Here is a 14,982-nt window from a genome sequence, read left to right as displayed (position 1 = left end):
TTCCACCATGCTCCACGTGCTGTTCAGCGTTTACCTGAAGATGCTGGTGCTCTATAGCCCCTTCTTCGTCCTGTCCTGCTTTATCAGCCTGACCCGTGGTTACTCCAGCAAGGAGCGGCGGCGCCTGGCCTGGAAGGTGGCCCTGGCGACCCTAGTCTCCAGCGTGCTGCTGTACCTGTTCGGACGCGTGATCTTCAGTGTGTTCGGGATTACCGTCGACGCCTTTCGCATCGGCGCCGGCAGCGTGCTGTTCATCTCGGCGCTGGGCATGGCCCAGGGCAAGTCCGCGGTGCAGACCGACAACGTGCAACAGGACGTGACCATCGTCCCGCTGACCATCCCCCTGACCGTAGGCCCCGGCACCATCGGTGCGCTGCTGGTGATGGGGGTCAGCCAGCCGCACTGGGACGACAAACTCACCGCCATCCTCAGCATCGCCCTGGCCAGCTTTACCGTCGGCGTGGTGCTCTACCTGTCAAACCGCATCGAACGCATTCTCGGTGAGCAAGGCTTGCAGATCGTCAGCCGGCTGATGGGGCTGTTCGTGTGCGCCCTGGCGGCGCAGATCATCTTCACCGGGGTTCGCGGCTACCTGGTGCCATAGCGCCCTCATGCAATCACAGGCAATGGAATGCACATGCTTCAGAGACCTCGCAGCAAGGACTCCACCTCGACGCGCCAGCCCTTTGTGACGCGGCCACGATCGCTGCTGGCGGCCTGCCTGCTGATGCTGATGGCGGCGCCGGGCTTCGCCGCCGACCCGGCACAACCCGCCGCCAAGACCAAGCTCGATTACCTCAGCGGCTACAGCGAGCAGTTTGGCGACTTCCAGGTGTTTCGCGGCAAGTCGTCCATCAGCACCCTGGAAATCACCTACAAGGGCCGGCCCTATCGGCCGCTGAACGCCTGGCAGATCACCGATGTGCGCCCCACCGGCGCGATCCAGAATGGCCAGCCGGTGCTGCTGGCGACCACCATTGAATGGATGGGCGTCGGCACGGTGGTGATCGCGGTGCAGAACGACACGCCCCTGGCGCGCATCCTCAGCCCGGTGAAAAGCCGCGACGAACCCGACTGGGGCCAGGCCCAAGCCGGGCGCAGCGACCTGTTGCTGTTTCCCGAGGGCGCACGGGCCTTTGTGCCCTCGACCGGACAGGTCCTGTGGTTTGACGAGCGCCTGCCGGGCTGGGGGTTTTCCCACTACGGGATGCTGGTCTCGGTGGCGCCGGATAACCGCAGCGCGGCGTTCCTGGCCAAGGAGGGCTTGCTGCTCAGCTCGACGGAGAAAGGCGTCTACGCCCAACTGCCGATCAGCAAGGAGCTGAACCTGAGCCAACTCTGGCCGCTGTACGAAGAAGCCAGCGCCCGCGCCCGCAAAGCCCTGGACGAAGGCCGGCGCATCGACCAGAGGCGCCTGCAACGCGCCCTCGAAGTGGAGTGGGTGGGCCGGCAATTCAGCTGGCAGCAGGTACAAGGGACCTGGCAACTCAAGGGCCTGGGCCTGACCTCCAGCCCTCTCAAGACGGAGCACTGAGTGATGCCGACTTGCCTATTGCAACGCCTGCTGCACCTCACCTGCTGCGTACTGCTGGCCGGCTGCGTCAGCCACAGCAGCGAGCAGCCCAGCGATATTCGCAGCGAAGACGCCAAGGCCGCCGACGCGGTGCTGGAGCTTGAGGTGACCTTTGCCCAGGCGCCGGACTACAAGCCCGACACCTCGGGGCCTTACGCGCCCAGCCGCTACGTGAAGATCGAGGGTTACCCGAACATCGAAATTCCGTTCTACCAGAAGGGCATCGGCTTCGAGTTGGGTGTGCTCGGCGACCCTCGGGCGCTGCTGGCCTTGCCCTACCCGTCGCCCAAGACCGATTCCTCGACCCGTTCGCTGCGGGTCATGGGCCAGCGCCTGGACAGCACCCGTTATCGCTTTGTGGTGCTGCCACTGTCCGGCTGGAAAAGCCTCAACAGCTTCGAGGTGGCCTTTGCCCACAACGGCCGGCGCGAGGCCATGACCTTCACCTACACCACCAAGGCCGCGTGCGATAACAGCTTTGCGGTGACCACCCCGACCTACGGCTTTGCCATGTCGGTGGCGGCGCGCTTCCCCGGCGGCGCCCAGGGTTGCCTCAAGCCCTGCGATGCACGCCCCGGCTACCCCGGGCACTGCGCCTACTACTCCGGCTTCTTGCTGGTGCCGAGCCTATAGAGCAGCCCATGCCTCTCCTGATGGATCAAGGAACCTCAATGCCTTACAGCGCCGACATGGCTTTTATCCAGGAACAGTGGCGGGATGAAGCCTACCCTCGGGAAAACAGCCTGACCCTGGGCAATGGCTTTTACTGCCTGTTCGACCTGCCTGATCAACACCCGCACCTGACCAACAAGGTGTGGCTGCCGGCCCTGGATTACCGTGCCCAGGAAACCTGCGATTGCCTGGCGACCCTGGGCACCGCAGCCGACGGCCCGCAGCCGTTTCAGGCCAGGGGCGGTGAATGCGCCGCCTATGGTGGCGATGGTTTTGTGGCGTTGCAGGACAAGGAATCGGGTCGGCTGATCTGGTTGCTGGTCTTGCGTGACACCAACCCCTTCAGCCGGATTGAAATCCGCGAGGGGTCGGTGCATGCCCACTCCACCTGCGGCGTCATCGCCCGGATCCCTGTCGACCGCCCCGACCAATTGACCCTGGCCTGGCCCAACGACTGAAAGCGCGGCCGGCTCACGCTCCAGGCAATAAACACACCGTCCCATGGAAGAACCGCGTTTGATCAAGTTTCTGACAAGCACCCTCCTGCTGACCCTCGCCCTGTCCGGGCCGGCCCTGGCCCAACTGACTCCCGCGCAGCAAAACGCCCGCGACAAGGGCATTGCCCTGTACAAGCAAAGTGACTGGTACGACTCGCAGCCGCTGCTCCAAACCGCCGCCGAAGCCGGTGATGCACAAGCCCAGTACTACCTGGGCGAGGCCCTGCGCCTGAGCAACCGCTACAGCACGCCAGACGCCCGCAAATGGTATGAAGCGGCGGCGCGCCAAGGCCATCTGTACGCCATGCTGCGCCTGGGTAACGCCGATGACTTTTGCAAATACCTGGGCGACTGCGATGGCGAAAACGACATGCAATGGCGCAAGGTTGCCACCGAGCAGGCCTATGCCCGCGCACAACAGGGCGATACCGAGGCCATGACCGTGCTGTTTATCACGCGCCATGACCTGGGCTGGCTGCAAATGGCCGCCGAGGCCGGGGACAGCCGCGCGCAGGAGTGGCTGGCGGGGATCTACAAGGATGGCGGTGGCTGGTACCTGATTCCCGCCCTGGGCGAAATGGCTGCCCGCAAGTGGTACAAGGCCTCGGCCGAGGGCGGCAACCCCAAGGGCATGTTCCTGTATGCCAGCCTGCTGTACGACAACAACGGCGACACCCGGGAAATCGGCCACTGGCTCGAACAGGCCGCCGAGGGTGGACACATCGACTCGGTGGCCACCTATGCCAGCGAATTGTCCGACCAGCCCAACCGCTTCGGCCATCCCCATGACCTGGTCAAGGCCTACGGCCTGACGTACCTGGTGGCCCACCTGGAAGGCGGTGGCAACTCGCCCCGGGAAGCCAAGCTGACCCTGGATGAAATCGCTGCGAAGATGACCCCGGCGCAAATCGAGCAAGGCCTGGCATTTGCCAAGGGCTGGGAAAAAACCCACCCGCCACTGTCCTACTGCGACCCGATCTATGGCTACTGAACCCCGGCCCGGAGCACCCGCCGCCATGTCCACCCTGACCCGCCCCGTCGCCATCGACCGCCTGAGCCGGCAGCGCCTGCTGACCCTCGACCCGTGCGCCCGCGCCGAGCTGCTGCTGGACTGGTGGGGCCTGGCTGACGAGCATCCCGAGTTTGCCGGGCTGCCGCCCACACTGCGCCAGCTGATGTTCGACCACTCCGAGCCACCCGCAGATGCGCAAGACCGGTGCTACGACCCATTACTGCTGCTCGCCCTGCGCGCGCAATACCACGGCGTCACCAACGGCTACCTGAGCCGCTGCCTGGCAGAAGCCGGGGGCGCAGAGCATCGGGTCGAGGGGCCCGTCGAGCCATTGCTGGCCTGCCCCTGCTGCGGTTACCTGACCCTGGGCGCACGGGCCGAGTATGAAATCTGCGACCTGTGCCATTGGGAAGATGACGGCAGCCAGGCACCGGATGTGTACAGCGGGCCGAACCACATGACCCTGGCCCAGGCCCGGGACCACTTCGCCCGCCACCAGGGAGAGCTGGCCCTGGACAAATGGCCGCGAACCCTTGAGGCCCACCCATGATCCCTGCGCAACTGGCTGCCCTGATCGAAGCCCAACCCGACCACCGCCCCCGCACCGATATCGCCAGGGCGACCCAGGCGCTGAACCGACTGGGCATCGCCCTCGACAGCGAATTCGCCCAGATCTACCTGGCCTGCCACCCCGGCGACTTCGAAAGCCTGGCCAGCTACGAAATGATTTCCGACATCGCCGAGCCCACCGAACAAATCCTCATGGGCACCGAGTTCATTCACGAGGTGTGGGAGCTGCCGCAGAACTTCATCGCCTTCACCTCGCTGCAAGGCGAAGGCGGCTACCTGCTGGACAAAGACAGCGGCGGCGTCTGGGACTTCGACCTGGCCCACTGGGAAGACTTCACCGCCGGCCGTATCCCGGCCAGATGGAGCGGTTTTTTTGAATTCATCACCTGGCTGCTGACGGCCGAAGCAGAGGAAGACTAAAACCGCCGCCCTGGAATGAGCGGCCGGTTCTACTCAGGGTCCGTCAGCTTGCGATACGCCAATGCAAATGGGCCACGCTGACGACGTGAATCAAATCCTGATCGCCCCTACCCCGGACACTGGGCAATCAAGACGTTGGCCGGGCACCTCTCTGTGGCGAGGGAGCTTGCTCCCGCTGGGCCGGGCTGGCGCTCCAGCGCGAAGCGGCCCCAAAACAGGCACCGCCTGCATTCAGGCAGAACCGGCCGGCAGGGTTTACGGCTGCTGCGCAGCCGAGCGGGAGCAAGCTCCCTCGCCACGGGGGGGCACCTGTAGCCGCTTTTAGCGTGTAGCTTTCAGCTGCTTTTATACCAACGCGGCGTATAGACCCACTCGCCGCCCCCTGCCTTGGGGAAGGTGCAGGTCGTCGACGATCCCACCAACACCATGGTCCGCATATCCACCTGCTCCGGCGTCAATTCGCCCAGGGTGATGACGCGCAGAGTCTGGCCCGGCCGGCCAATATCGCGCCCCAGCACCACCGGCGTTTGCGGGGTCCGGTGCTCGCGCACGATCTCCAGCGCTCGCCCCAATTGCCAGGGTCGCGAACGGGAGATCGGGTTGTAGAAGGCCAATGCCAGATCGGCCTCGCACGCCAGGTCCAGGCGTTTCTCAATGATCGCCCACGGCTTGAGGTTGTCCGACAGCGACAGCACGCAGAAGTCATGCCCCAACGGCGCTCCCGCCTGGGCGGCGGTAGCCAGGGAGGCTGAAACCCCCGGCAGCATTTCAAGCTCGACGTTGTGCCAGGCCGGGTCCGCAGACTCGTGCAGCGCCTCCAGCACCGCCGCCGCCATGGCAAACACACCCGGGTCGCCGGACGACACCACCACCACTGAGCGGCCCTGGGCTGCCAGTTCGAAAGCGTGGCGGGCGCGCTGCATTTCTTCGCGGTTGTCGGTGCAGTGCATGACCTGATCGGCACGGAACGGCCCGGCCATGCGCACATAGGTTTCGTAGCCGAGAATGTCATTGGCTCGCGCCAGTTCGGCCTTCACCGCCGGCACCATCAACTCGGCCGCACCCGGGCCCAGGCCGATCACCGCCAGCCGCCCGCGAGGACGGCCGATCTGCTCGGGGTCCAGCGGCTGGTTGGCGACGGCGATGGCAATCCCAGCGCCAACGGCCAGCGGCGGCAACAGTTGCGGCACCGCATTTTGTGCCAGCGCACTGACACTCTCTGCCGCTGGGGCAAAACGCAGGGGCACGCCCAGTTCAAGGGCCGCCTCGCGCAAGGACGGGCAGGCCATGTCGCTGTCCGCGGCCAGCAGGCAGGCCACGGACTGCACGGCGATTCGGGCCTGGTGCAGCGCCTGGCGAATCTGCAGCGCCAGGTCTTCATGCCCCTGGCTGCTGCACGCCACCAGCACACAGCGCGGGTAGATCAGCAGTTCATTGGCCGCCGGCTCGCGCTCGGCCGAGCCCACATGAATGCTCAGGCGCGCTTGCTGATCTTCGGGCAACCGGGCCTCGGCGAGCCACGGCGCGGCACCTTCGATGCGCACGCTTTCACCGCCCAGCAGGTCGGAAACAAAGCGTTTGCCCAGCTCCAGGTCCCCCAGGGCATAGCCGCTGGGCGGGTTCAGCAGGCAGGTGCCAAAACGCAGTTCGCCGCTGGTAGTGATGGCCGCTGCCACGCCCAGTCCGGCGGCGATTTCCCGCGCCAGCACATTGACCCCGCCCAGGCCACCGAGCAGCGGCACCACGGCGCTGCCGTCTTCGGCGACGGCCAGCACCGGCGGCTCGGCGCCTTTTTCCAGCAGCAGCGGGGCCAGGGTGCGGATCACGATACCGGCCGCACACAGGGCAATGATCGGCGTGTCCTGTTGATACAACTGACGCAGGGTCGCGCCGAAATCCTGGTACGGACGGTCCGCACCTTCCACCCGTTCGGCCAGGCCGTGGATCAGCGCGTCCGGGTACAGCTGCTGGATTCTGCGGGCGGTCGCGAGGCTGCCCTGGCCGAGGATGACGATGGCCGGTGTTGAACGGGCCATCAACCTTGCCACCTTTCGCCGGGAACGATGATCAGCGAGAAGTACGGCGACGACATCGGCACCACCTCATCCAGGGGCACGATTTTCTGGTTGGCCATGGTCGCGCGCTCGACGTACAGCGCACGCTCCGCCAGACCCAGTTCTTCCAGGACCTGGCGCACCTTGGGGAAGTTGCGTCCCAGTTTCATCACCACCGCCGCATCGGCATCGGCCAGGCGCCGCTTGAGCTCGTCATGGGGCAGCACGCCGGAAAGCACCGACAGGCTCTGGTTGCGGTACACCAGCGGCGCCCCCAGTACCGAGGCCCCACCCAGCATCGAGCACACGCCCGGCACCACTTCGGCCTGGTAGCGCTCGGCCAGACGGTCGTGCAGGTACATGTAGGAGCCGTAGAAGAACGGGTCGCCCTCGCAGATCACCGCCACGTCGCGCCCGGCATCCAGGTGCAGGGCCAGGTCCTGGGCGGCGCTGTCGTAGAAATCGCTGATCACCTGCTCGTAGGACAGCGGCGCCTCCAGCACTTCGGTGGTCACCGGGTACACCAGGGGCATCAGGGTCTGGGCCGATTGCAGGTGGGCTTCGATGATGCCGAAGGCGTTGCCCTTTTTGCCCTTGGCCACGAAATACGCCACCACCGGCGCTTCACGCAGCAGGCGCAGGGCTTTGACGGTAATCAGTTCCGGGTCACCGGGGCCCACGCCAAGGCCGATCAAACGTCCAGGTTGCTGCATTATTCGACCTCCGTGGCCAGGGCATTGACCGCTGCGGCGGCCATGGCGCTACCGCCCAGGCGGCCCTGCATGATGACAAAGGGCACGCCCCGGCTGTCGGCAGCGAGCATCGCCTTGGACTCGGCAGCGCCGACAAAACCCACCGGGAAGCCGAGGATCAGCGCCGGTTTCGGGGCCCCGGCGTCGAGCATTTCCAACAGGTAGAACAAAGCGGTGGGGGCATTGCCGATCACCACCACACTGCCCTCCAGGTGCGGGCGCCACAGCTCCAGGGCTGCCGCCGAACGGGTGTTGCCCAGCTCGCGGGCCAGCTCCGGCACGCTGTCGTCGCGCAGGGTGCAGATCACCTGATTGTTGGCCGGCAGCCGAGCACGGGTCACGCCCTCGGAAACCATCCGCGCATCACACAGAATCGGCGCGCCAGCGGCCAGGGCATCACGCCCGGCCTTGCCGGCGCCCTCGGAAAACTCCAGGCCGTCGATGGCGTCGACCATGCCGCAGGCGTGGATCACCCGCACCGCGAGTTTTTCCAGGTCGGCCGGAATTCGGTCGAGCCGAGCCTCCGCGCGAATAATGGCGAAGGAGTTGCGATAGATCTCCTGACCGTCGCGGATGTAATCAAGCATCAAGGTTGCTCCGTGGGCGGGCGTCGAGCAATGCGCCTGCCGCTTCAATAGAAAGGTTGCGTGCGTGCAGGGCGCCGAAACCCGGCTGCCCTGCATCGCGTAAATAGAGGTCGTAGCGGCCGGGGCCGACGGCCAGCAAAGTGGCCGGCGCAACATGGGCGCAGGCGCAGGAACGAGGGCAACCGGACAGGTGCACCTCCAGGGTCCGGGCATGGCGTTGCAGCAGTGCGGCCAGTTGCAGGGCGTCGCCCTTGGTATCGGACAGGCCCTTGCCACAGCCGCTGGAACCGGTGCAGGCCACCAGGTGTGCCAGGGCTCGGTCCGCCGAACACAGCAGCCCCAGTTGCTCCAGGCGCCGACAGACCTCGGGCCCATCTTCGGCCCGGACATTGGGCAGCAACAGGCTCTGCCAGGGGCTGAAACGCAGATTGCCATCCCCCCATTCACTGGCCAGTCGGGCGGCGCCCCGCAACATAGTGGGGTCGAGCCGGCCCAGTGGGGTCACCGCGCCGACATACACCCGTCCGCCGCCGACCTGGGGGTGACTGCCGATGTGCAAACCGGTTGGGGTCGTCGGGCGAGCCCAGGCCTCGATTTCGAGCAGCGGCAGGTCCAGGCGCGCCAGTAACTCGGCCGCCGAATAGTCGGCCAGCAGATGGCGCATGCGCGTCTGCTCCGGACGCGCCAGGTCAAGAAACAGCTCCAGCACCGCCGCCAGCAATCGGTGCCCATACTCCAGCGCCACCGCGCCCAGGGGCGGGTCCACCGGGCAGCCGGCCAGGCCGAACGCCAGGCACGGGCCATCGACCCCGGCGAACGCCGAGAGCCACAGGTCGTGGTGATGGTCGAGCATGGCCAGGGCTTCGCCGCCGTCCAGCTGCACGGCGAACTTGGCCGACAGTTGGTGGAAGCGCGGGTGGTTTTGCAAGGTGCCGAGTATCTGCGCGGCCAGCGGACGGGTGTCGATCAGCATCTGCGGGTCGATACCGGCCGTCGGGCTGAGCATCAGGTTGCGTACATCGTCGCCGGCGGCGGTGCTGGGACCGAGGCCGGCGGCCAGCAGTTCGGCGATCAGCGCCGACTGTTGCTCGCCAATGCCGCGGATTTGCAGGTTGGCGCGGTTGGTGGCCTCGATCACCCCGCCGGCATAGCGCTCGGCCGCCTGGGCCACGGCCACGGCCTGGGCCGCGCTGATGGCGCCGCCGGCCAGCTTGATGCGGCAGATCCCGCCATCCAGCGCCGGGACAATACGCAGCAACCCCGGGCAGGCCGAGGGGCGTAAGGCAGTGGACATCGGGCGTTGATTCAAAGGGGCAACCGGCTGGTGGGAAAGGCGCTTAGCGGGCGAAGGCGCGGTATTATGCCTGCTTTGTCCGAAGGCATGAAAAGCCTGCCCGTCGGATCTTCCAGTTTCAAGCGCTTTGCTTTTGAGGAATATAGATGTCGCCCTGGCTGACGGTAGTGGGAATCGGTGAAGACGGCTTCAAGGGACTGGGCAAAAACGCCCGTCGGGCCCTGATGGGTGCTTCGCGGATTGTGGGCGGCCAGCGGCAACTGGATTTATTGCCGGTGTGCATCCGTGGCGAACGCCAGCTGTGGCCCAGCCCGTTTTCCCTGGAGCCGGTGCTCGGCCGGCGCGGCGACGCAGTGTGCGTGCTGGCCAGCGGCGACCCGATGCTGTTCGGCGTCGGCGCCAGCCTGGCGCGCCAGGTGGCCGAGGGCGAAATGCAGGTGCTGCCCGCGCCCTCTTCCTACTCCCTGGCCGCTGCCCGCCTGGGCTGGCCGTTGCAAGAGCTGGTGACCCTGTCGGTGGTGGCACGCCCGGTGGCCACCCTCAGTGCCCAGCTGTTCAGCGGCGTGCGCCTGCTGGTGTTGAGCAACGACGGCCAGAGCCCGGCGGCGGTTGCTCGCTTATTGCGCGAACGGGGCTTTGGCCCCAGCCGCGTCAGCGTCTTCGAGCACCTGGGAGGCGAGGCCGAACGGCGGATCGACGGCATCGCCAACCAGTGGAACGATACGCCCCACGCCGACCTCAATCTGCTGGCCATCGAATGCCTCGCCGAACCCGGCACGCCGCGCCTGTCACGCTTGGCCGGGCTGCCCGACGACGCCTTTGCCCATGACGGGCAACTGACCAAACGCGATGTCCGCGCCATTACCCTCGCCCGCCTGGCACCGGTGCCCGGCGAACTGCTGTGGGACGTGGGCGCCGGCAGCGGCTCGATCGGTATCGAGTGGATGCGCGCCCACCCCAGCTGCCGGGCCCTGGCCATCGAGGCCGATGCCGGGCGCCAGCAACTGATCGAACACAACCGTGACGCCCTGGGCGTGCCCGGCCTGCAACTGATTCGCGGCAGCGCGCCCCAGGTCCTGGCCGGGCTGGAGCGCCCGGATGCGATTTTCATCGGCGGTGGCGTTACCCGCGAGGGTGTGCTGCAAACCTGCTGGGAGCAGCTCAAGCCCGGCGGCCGGCTGATCGCCAATGCCGTGACCCTGCAAAGCGAAATGACCCTGATGGCCTGGCGCGAACGCCATGGCGGCGAGTTGACCCGCATCCACATCGCCCAGGCCCAACCCCTGGGCGACTTCGACACCTGGCGCCAGGCACTGCCGATCACCCTGCTCGACCTCGGCAAACCGCTATGAGCCAGCATTCCCCACGCGCAACAGCCTGCGTCCGGCCACAGCCGGGAGCGCTCGATGCGTGACGAAACCGCCGAACAGCCCGCGCCCCTGCGCAGTGGCCTGACCACCGGCAGCTGCGCCACGGCCACCAGCCTCGCGGCTGCGCGTCTGCTGCTCAGTGGCGTGGACGCCGATGCGGTGCAGATCACCCTGCCCAAGGGCAAGCAGGTGCAGATGCGCCTGGAGTTCTGCCGCCTCAATGCCGACGGCGCCGAGGCCGGCACCATCAAGGACGCCGGCGACGACCCCGACGTGACCCACGGAGCCCTGCTCTACTCCCGGGTGCGCCTGGCCCCGGAGCCGGGGATCCGCTTTATCGCCGGCAACGGCGTGGGCACCGTGACTCGCCCGGGGCTGGTGCTGGGGGTCGGCGAACCGGCGATCAACCCGGTGCCGCGCAAGATGATCAGCGATCACCTGAGCCAGTTGGCGCTGGAACAACGCTACGGCGGCGGCTTCGAGGTCACGGTGAATGTCGAGGGCGGCGAGGCCCTGGCCCTGAAGACCATGAACCCACGCCTGGGCATTCTCGGGGGGCTGTCGATCCTCGGCACCAGCGGCATCGTGCGGCCGTTCTCCTGCGCGGCCTATATCGCCTCGATCCACCAGGGCATCGATGTCGCCACCCATAACGGCTACCAGCACATCGCCGCCTGCACCGGCAACGCCAGTGAAGACACTATGCGCCGGGTCTACGACCTGCCGGAAATCGCCCTGATCGAGATGGGCGATTTTGTCGGCGCGGTGCTCAAGCACCTGCGCAAAGTGCCTGTGGATAAACTCAGCCTGTGCGGCGGCTTCGGCAAGATCAGCAAACTGGCCGCCGGGCACATGGACCTGCACAGCCGCCATTCAAGCATCGACCTGCCGCAACTGGCGGCCTGGGCGGCGGCCATTGGCGCCGACGGGGCCTTGCAACAGGCCATCATCGAGGCCAACACCAGCCAGCAGGCCTTGGCCCTGGCCAGCGCCGCCGGTATCGCCCTGGGTGACGCGGTGTGCCAGCACGCCCTGGCGTTTGCCCGCAGCGTGGTGCCGACCCAGGTGCAGGTCGAGGTGTTTGCCATTGATCGCCAGGGCGGCATTGTCGGCCGGGCCGGAGCCTTCCAATGAAACGTATTTTGCTGTTGGGCGGCGTGACCGAAGCCCTGGCCATCGCCCGCACCCTGGGCCCGGCGCACATCTACAGCCTGGCCGGGGTCGGCCGGGTGCCCACCGACCTCGACTGCCAGGTGCGGGTCGGCGGCTACGGTGGCGCCGAAGGGCTGGCACGGTTTATCCAGGAACAAGGCATCGACCTGCTGCTGGACGCCACTCACCCCTACGCCGCGCAAATCAGCCACAACGCGGTCCAGGCCGCGCGCCACAGCGCCATTCCATGCTGGGCCCTGCGCCGTCCGGCCTGGCAACCGCAGCCTGCAGACGACTGGCGGGAAGTCACTGACTGGGACGAGTTGGTCGAGGCCCTGCGCCCTTTCCAGCGCCCGCTGTTTACCCTGGGCCGCGAACCCTTGCAGCATCTGGATGAGATCCCCGAAGGGCAGTTCTGGACCCTGCGCGCCCTCGACATCTACCCCGGCAACTCGCGCTGCGAGGTCATAGGCGCCCGTGGACCGTTCCACCTGGACGCCGAGCGCGAGCTGTTCGAGCAACGCCGAATCGATGTGCTGATCAGCAAAAACAGCGGCAGCAGCGCCACCGAGCCCAAGCTGGAAGTGGCCCGCGAACGTCGGATACCGGTGCTGGTGCTCAAGCGCCCGGCGCTGCCCGAGGCCGATCGCTGCTTTACCTCCGTGGCCGAGCTACTGCTGGCGTTGAGCGATCAGCCTCACGCCTGACAAACAATAAAGCTCCGGCCCACAGCCCCTTGGGATTCCCCTGACAGCTTTAAAAAAGCCGACGTTTTAATGTTCCTTGCACAGCCAGATCGATGGCCATGGTCACAGCCCCGAAGGGCCGGTCGTCGCCTCGCGAGCTGGTCACCTGGCAAATGACTTGCCAGGTCGTATCCCAAGGAATACAGTCGCCATGCTTATCTTTGAACAGACCCCAGTGTTTGTCCGCTGGCTCCAGGCCTTGAGAGATTCCACTGTCAGGGCTCGGGTACTGGCCAGGGTAAGGGCCGCGCAGCTTGGTTATTTCGGAGACTGCGAAGCCGTCGGTGGGGGCGTCTACGAAATGCGCATCCATCGCGGGCCCGGGTACCGGGTGTACTTTTCCCGGCGCGGCAAGGTGATCTACCTGTTGCTGGCAGGTGGCGACAAAACCACCCAGCCGCGCGATATCCAACGTGCCAGGCAGTTGGCACATGACCTCAAGAGCGAGGACTGAACCATGAACCACCCACTGATCCCTTTCGACGCCGCCGAGCACCTCAAAACACCCGAAGACATGGTGGCCTACCTCGACGCCTGCTTCGAGGAAGACAGCGGCGACGGCGTGCTGATTCGCGCGGCCCTGAACGACATCGCCCGCGCCCGGGGCATGACCCAGATCGCCCGCGACACCGGCCTGGGCCGTGAAAGCCTGTACAAGGCGCTGGGCAGCCAGGGCAATCCCGAGTTCGCGACTATCATCAAGGTGATGAAGGCCCTGGGCCTCAAGCTGCACGCCAGCACTGCCTGAGCCGCGCTGCGACACCACACCGCACACGGCTTTTTTACTTATGCCCGGCGATCAGGCTAAATACCCGCCTGATCGCTCAACCCGACGGATCGTCCATCATGTCCCGACAACGGCTCGCATTTGCCTGGATCGCCTGCTTCGCAGTGCTGTTCAACATGCTTGCCATGCCGCTTTCCGGGGCCATGCCGCGGGATGACCAGGGCGCTACCGAGCAACTGCTGTGGGGCAGCTTCTGTTCTTCGACCGGCACCAAGCTGGTGGCGATCTCCCTGGGCAAGCTCGAGCAAAAAGCCCCGCAGAACGACGATCACTCCAACATGCAGCATTGCTGGTGCTGCTCGGGCTCAGCGCCCCTGATGGCCATGCCCGGGCATGTGCCGCAGCCGTATTTCGCACGCTACGCCACCCACGGCAGCCTGCCGCCCACCCTGATCGACACCCCCACGCCGCGCCAGCAATGGCCGAGCCTGAACCCCGGTGCACCGCCCCTGGCGTGATTCCTTTCGCAAGTGACCTGCGTTTTTGAATCACCCTGGAGAATTGCCATGTTCAAACCATCCCTGGTCAAGCAAGCCCTGCTGCTGGCCGCTGTACTGCTACCTGCCTGTTTCGCCAATGCCCATGAATACAAGGCCGGCGAGATTCAGATTGCCCACCCCTGGTCCCAGGAGCTGCCGCCGAACGCGCCGACCGTTGCGGCGTACTTCGTGCTGCACAACACCGGCAGCACGGCCGACACCCTGCTCAGCGTCGACACACCGATTGCCGGCAAAGCCGAGCTGCATGAACACGTGATGCAGGGCGACCTGATGAAAATGCAGCAAGTGCCGAAGGTGGCCGTTGCCCCGGGTGCCGAGGTCAGCTTCGCGCCCATGGCCTACCACGTGATGCTGCTGGAGCTTAAAGACCGCAGCCTGCTGAGCGACGGCAAGCGCTTCCCGCTGACCCTGCACTTCGAGAAGGCCGGTGACGTAACGGTCGAGGTCGCGGTGCAGAAGCAGGCGCCCGACAACATGGCCGAGCACAAGCACGCCCAGTAATCACTGACCCGCGCTGTTCGTGAACGCCCTGCGCCCGCCCGGCGCCAGGCGATCCGTGCCGCCTCGCCACTCGATAAAAGTGCGTCGCGGTAGCTGGATCAGCCTGTTCGCCATGCTGATGATCTTTATCGGTCCGCTGATTTCCCAAGCGATGCCGATGGATCAGGCCATGCCGATGAACATGTCCATGTCGATGGACATGCACAGCGGCGAACCCGGCTGCCACGGCGAAACCCAACCCAGCGCGCAACCAGGCAAGACCCAGAGCGAGCACCATGGGCTCTGGGAAAAATGCGGCTATTGCAGCCTGTTGTTCAACTGCCCGGCGCTGCCCGGCGGTTTGTCGTTCAGCATCGCGGCGACGCCCCCCAACACCCCCTTTGTCAGCCCCTCCCCGCGCCTGGGTCACGCCCGGCAGACCGTGTTCCCCGGCGCCCTGACCCGCGCCCCGCCCGCCATCCGCTAGGCCCCTTGCTTCTCTCCCACGGCCGACTG

At 66.1% G+C, this 14,982-nt stretch carries 19 protein-coding genes; 15 read left to right on the top strand and 4 right to left on the bottom strand.

The annotated features are described in order from the left end of the window. Positions 1-7: 7 nt before the first annotated feature. Genes JFU57_RS10985 through JFU57_RS10955 form a run of 7 tightly spaced genes read left to right on the top strand, consistent with a single transcriptional unit; the run spans position 8 to position 4,744 of the window. Positions 8-604: a MarC family protein gene (locus JFU57_RS10985; protein WP_020299145.1), complete on the top strand. Its 597-nt coding sequence runs from the start codon at positions 8-10 to the stop codon at positions 602-604. A gap of 33 nt (positions 605-637) precedes the next feature. Then, positions 638-1,534 carry a hypothetical protein gene (locus JFU57_RS10980; protein WP_201129258.1) on the top strand — a complete coding sequence of 299 codons (897 nt, stop codon included), beginning with the start codon at positions 638-640 and terminating at the stop codon, positions 1,532-1,534. 3 nt (positions 1,535-1,537) lie between these two features. Then, the gene (locus tag JFU57_RS10975; protein WP_201129257.1) at positions 1,538-2,206 is read left to right on the top strand and encodes a hypothetical protein; all 669 of its coding nucleotides are present in this window, start codon (positions 1,538-1,540) and stop codon (positions 2,204-2,206) included. 38 nt (positions 2,207-2,244) lie between these two features. Next, positions 2,245-2,703 carry a hypothetical protein gene (locus JFU57_RS10970; protein ID WP_201129256.1) on the top strand — a complete coding sequence of 153 codons (459 nt, stop codon included), beginning with the start codon at positions 2,245-2,247 and terminating at the stop codon, positions 2,701-2,703. A gap of 58 nt (positions 2,704-2,761) precedes the next feature. Continuing rightward, positions 2,762-3,733 (top strand): tetratricopeptide repeat protein, encoded by a 972-nt coding sequence (locus JFU57_RS10965; RefSeq protein WP_342032565.1) that lies wholly within the window; start codon positions 2,762-2,764, stop codon positions 3,731-3,733. A 25-nt stretch (positions 3,734-3,758) separates the two neighbouring features. Beyond that, positions 3,759-4,304 (top strand): CPCC family cysteine-rich protein, encoded by a 546-nt coding sequence (locus tag JFU57_RS10960; protein WP_201129254.1) that lies wholly within the window; start codon positions 3,759-3,761, stop codon positions 4,302-4,304. Continuing rightward, a complete protein-coding gene (locus JFU57_RS10955) occupies positions 4,301-4,744 on the top strand; it encodes an SMI1/KNR4 family protein (RefSeq protein WP_201129253.1) in 444 nt (147 codons plus the stop codon). The genes JFU57_RS10960 and JFU57_RS10955 overlap by 4 nt, the downstream gene beginning before the upstream one ends. Positions 4,745-5,079: 335 nt before the next feature. On the opposite strand, the gene cobJ is transcribed toward JFU57_RS10955, so the two are convergent. From cobJ to cobG, 4 genes are read right to left on the bottom strand one after another with little or no spacing between them, the layout of a single operon-like run. Further along, complete coding sequence (gene cobJ / locus JFU57_RS10950) at positions 5,080-6,780, bottom strand: precorrin-3B C(17)-methyltransferase (protein WP_201129251.1); 1,701 nt, start codon at positions 6,778-6,780, stop codon at positions 5,080-5,082. Next, a complete protein-coding gene (locus JFU57_RS10945) occupies positions 6,780-7,511 on the bottom strand; it encodes a precorrin-2 C(20)-methyltransferase (RefSeq protein WP_020299137.1) in 732 nt (243 codons plus the stop codon). Before JFU57_RS10945 ends, cobJ begins: the two co-directional genes overlap by 1 nt. Continuing rightward, on the bottom strand, positions 7,511-8,137 hold the full coding sequence (locus tag JFU57_RS10940) for a precorrin-8X methylmutase (RefSeq protein ID WP_078469620.1): 627 nt from the start codon (positions 8,135-8,137) through the stop codon (positions 7,511-7,513). Before JFU57_RS10940 ends, JFU57_RS10945 begins: the two co-directional genes overlap by 1 nt. After that, a complete protein-coding gene (gene cobG, locus JFU57_RS10935) occupies positions 8,130-9,431 on the bottom strand; it encodes a precorrin-3B synthase (RefSeq protein WP_201129248.1) in 1,302 nt (433 codons plus the stop codon). Before cobG ends, JFU57_RS10940 begins: the two co-directional genes overlap by 8 nt. Before the next feature lie 146 nt (positions 9,432-9,577). On the opposite strand from cobG, the gene cbiE reads away from it, so the two are divergent. The 8 genes from cbiE (at position 9,578) to JFU57_RS10895 (ending at position 14,953) form a co-directional block, all read left to right on the top strand. Next, entirely contained in the window at positions 9,578-10,783 is a 1,206-nt protein-coding gene (gene cbiE / locus JFU57_RS10930; protein WP_201129246.1) for a precorrin-6y C5,15-methyltransferase (decarboxylating) subunit CbiE, read from the top strand. Positions 10,784-10,837: 54 nt separating this feature from the next. Further along, positions 10,838-11,935: a cobalt-precorrin-5B (C(1))-methyltransferase gene (locus JFU57_RS10925; protein ID WP_078469617.1), complete on the top strand. Its 1,098-nt coding sequence runs from the start codon at positions 10,838-10,840 to the stop codon at positions 11,933-11,935. After that, on the top strand, positions 11,932-12,660 hold the full coding sequence (locus tag JFU57_RS10920; RefSeq protein ID WP_201129245.1) for a cobalt-precorrin-6A reductase: 729 nt from the start codon (positions 11,932-11,934) through the stop codon (positions 12,658-12,660). The genes JFU57_RS10925 and JFU57_RS10920 overlap by 4 nt, the downstream gene beginning before the upstream one ends. Positions 12,661-12,850: 190 nt before the next feature. After that, positions 12,851-13,153 (top strand): type II toxin-antitoxin system RelE/ParE family toxin, encoded by a 303-nt coding sequence (locus tag JFU57_RS10915; RefSeq protein ID WP_078469615.1) that lies wholly within the window; start codon positions 12,851-12,853, stop codon positions 13,151-13,153. Positions 13,154-13,156: 3 nt separating this feature from the next. Continuing rightward, positions 13,157-13,447 (top strand): addiction module antidote protein, encoded by a 291-nt coding sequence (locus tag JFU57_RS10910; protein ID WP_201129242.1) that lies wholly within the window; start codon positions 13,157-13,159, stop codon positions 13,445-13,447. Between the two features lie 98 nt (positions 13,448-13,545). Continuing rightward, a complete protein-coding gene (locus JFU57_RS10905; protein ID WP_078469613.1) occupies positions 13,546-13,944 on the top strand; it encodes a DUF2946 domain-containing protein in 399 nt (132 codons plus the stop codon). Between the two features lie 48 nt (positions 13,945-13,992). After that, complete coding sequence (locus JFU57_RS10900) at positions 13,993-14,487, top strand: copper chaperone PCu(A)C (RefSeq protein ID WP_078469612.1); 495 nt, start codon at positions 13,993-13,995, stop codon at positions 14,485-14,487. Positions 14,488-14,542: 55 nt separating this feature from the next. After that, on the top strand, positions 14,543-14,953 hold the full coding sequence (locus tag JFU57_RS10895) for a DUF2946 family protein (protein WP_201129240.1): 411 nt from the start codon (positions 14,543-14,545) through the stop codon (positions 14,951-14,953). The last annotated feature ends 29 nt before the right edge of the window (positions 14,954-14,982 follow it).

It is taken from the genome of Pseudomonas sp. TH07 (assembly GCF_016651285.1).
Lineage (GTDB): Bacteria > Pseudomonadota > Gammaproteobacteria > Pseudomonadales > Pseudomonadaceae > Aquipseudomonas.
This window is presented reverse-complemented; position numbering and strand designations above follow the sequence as displayed.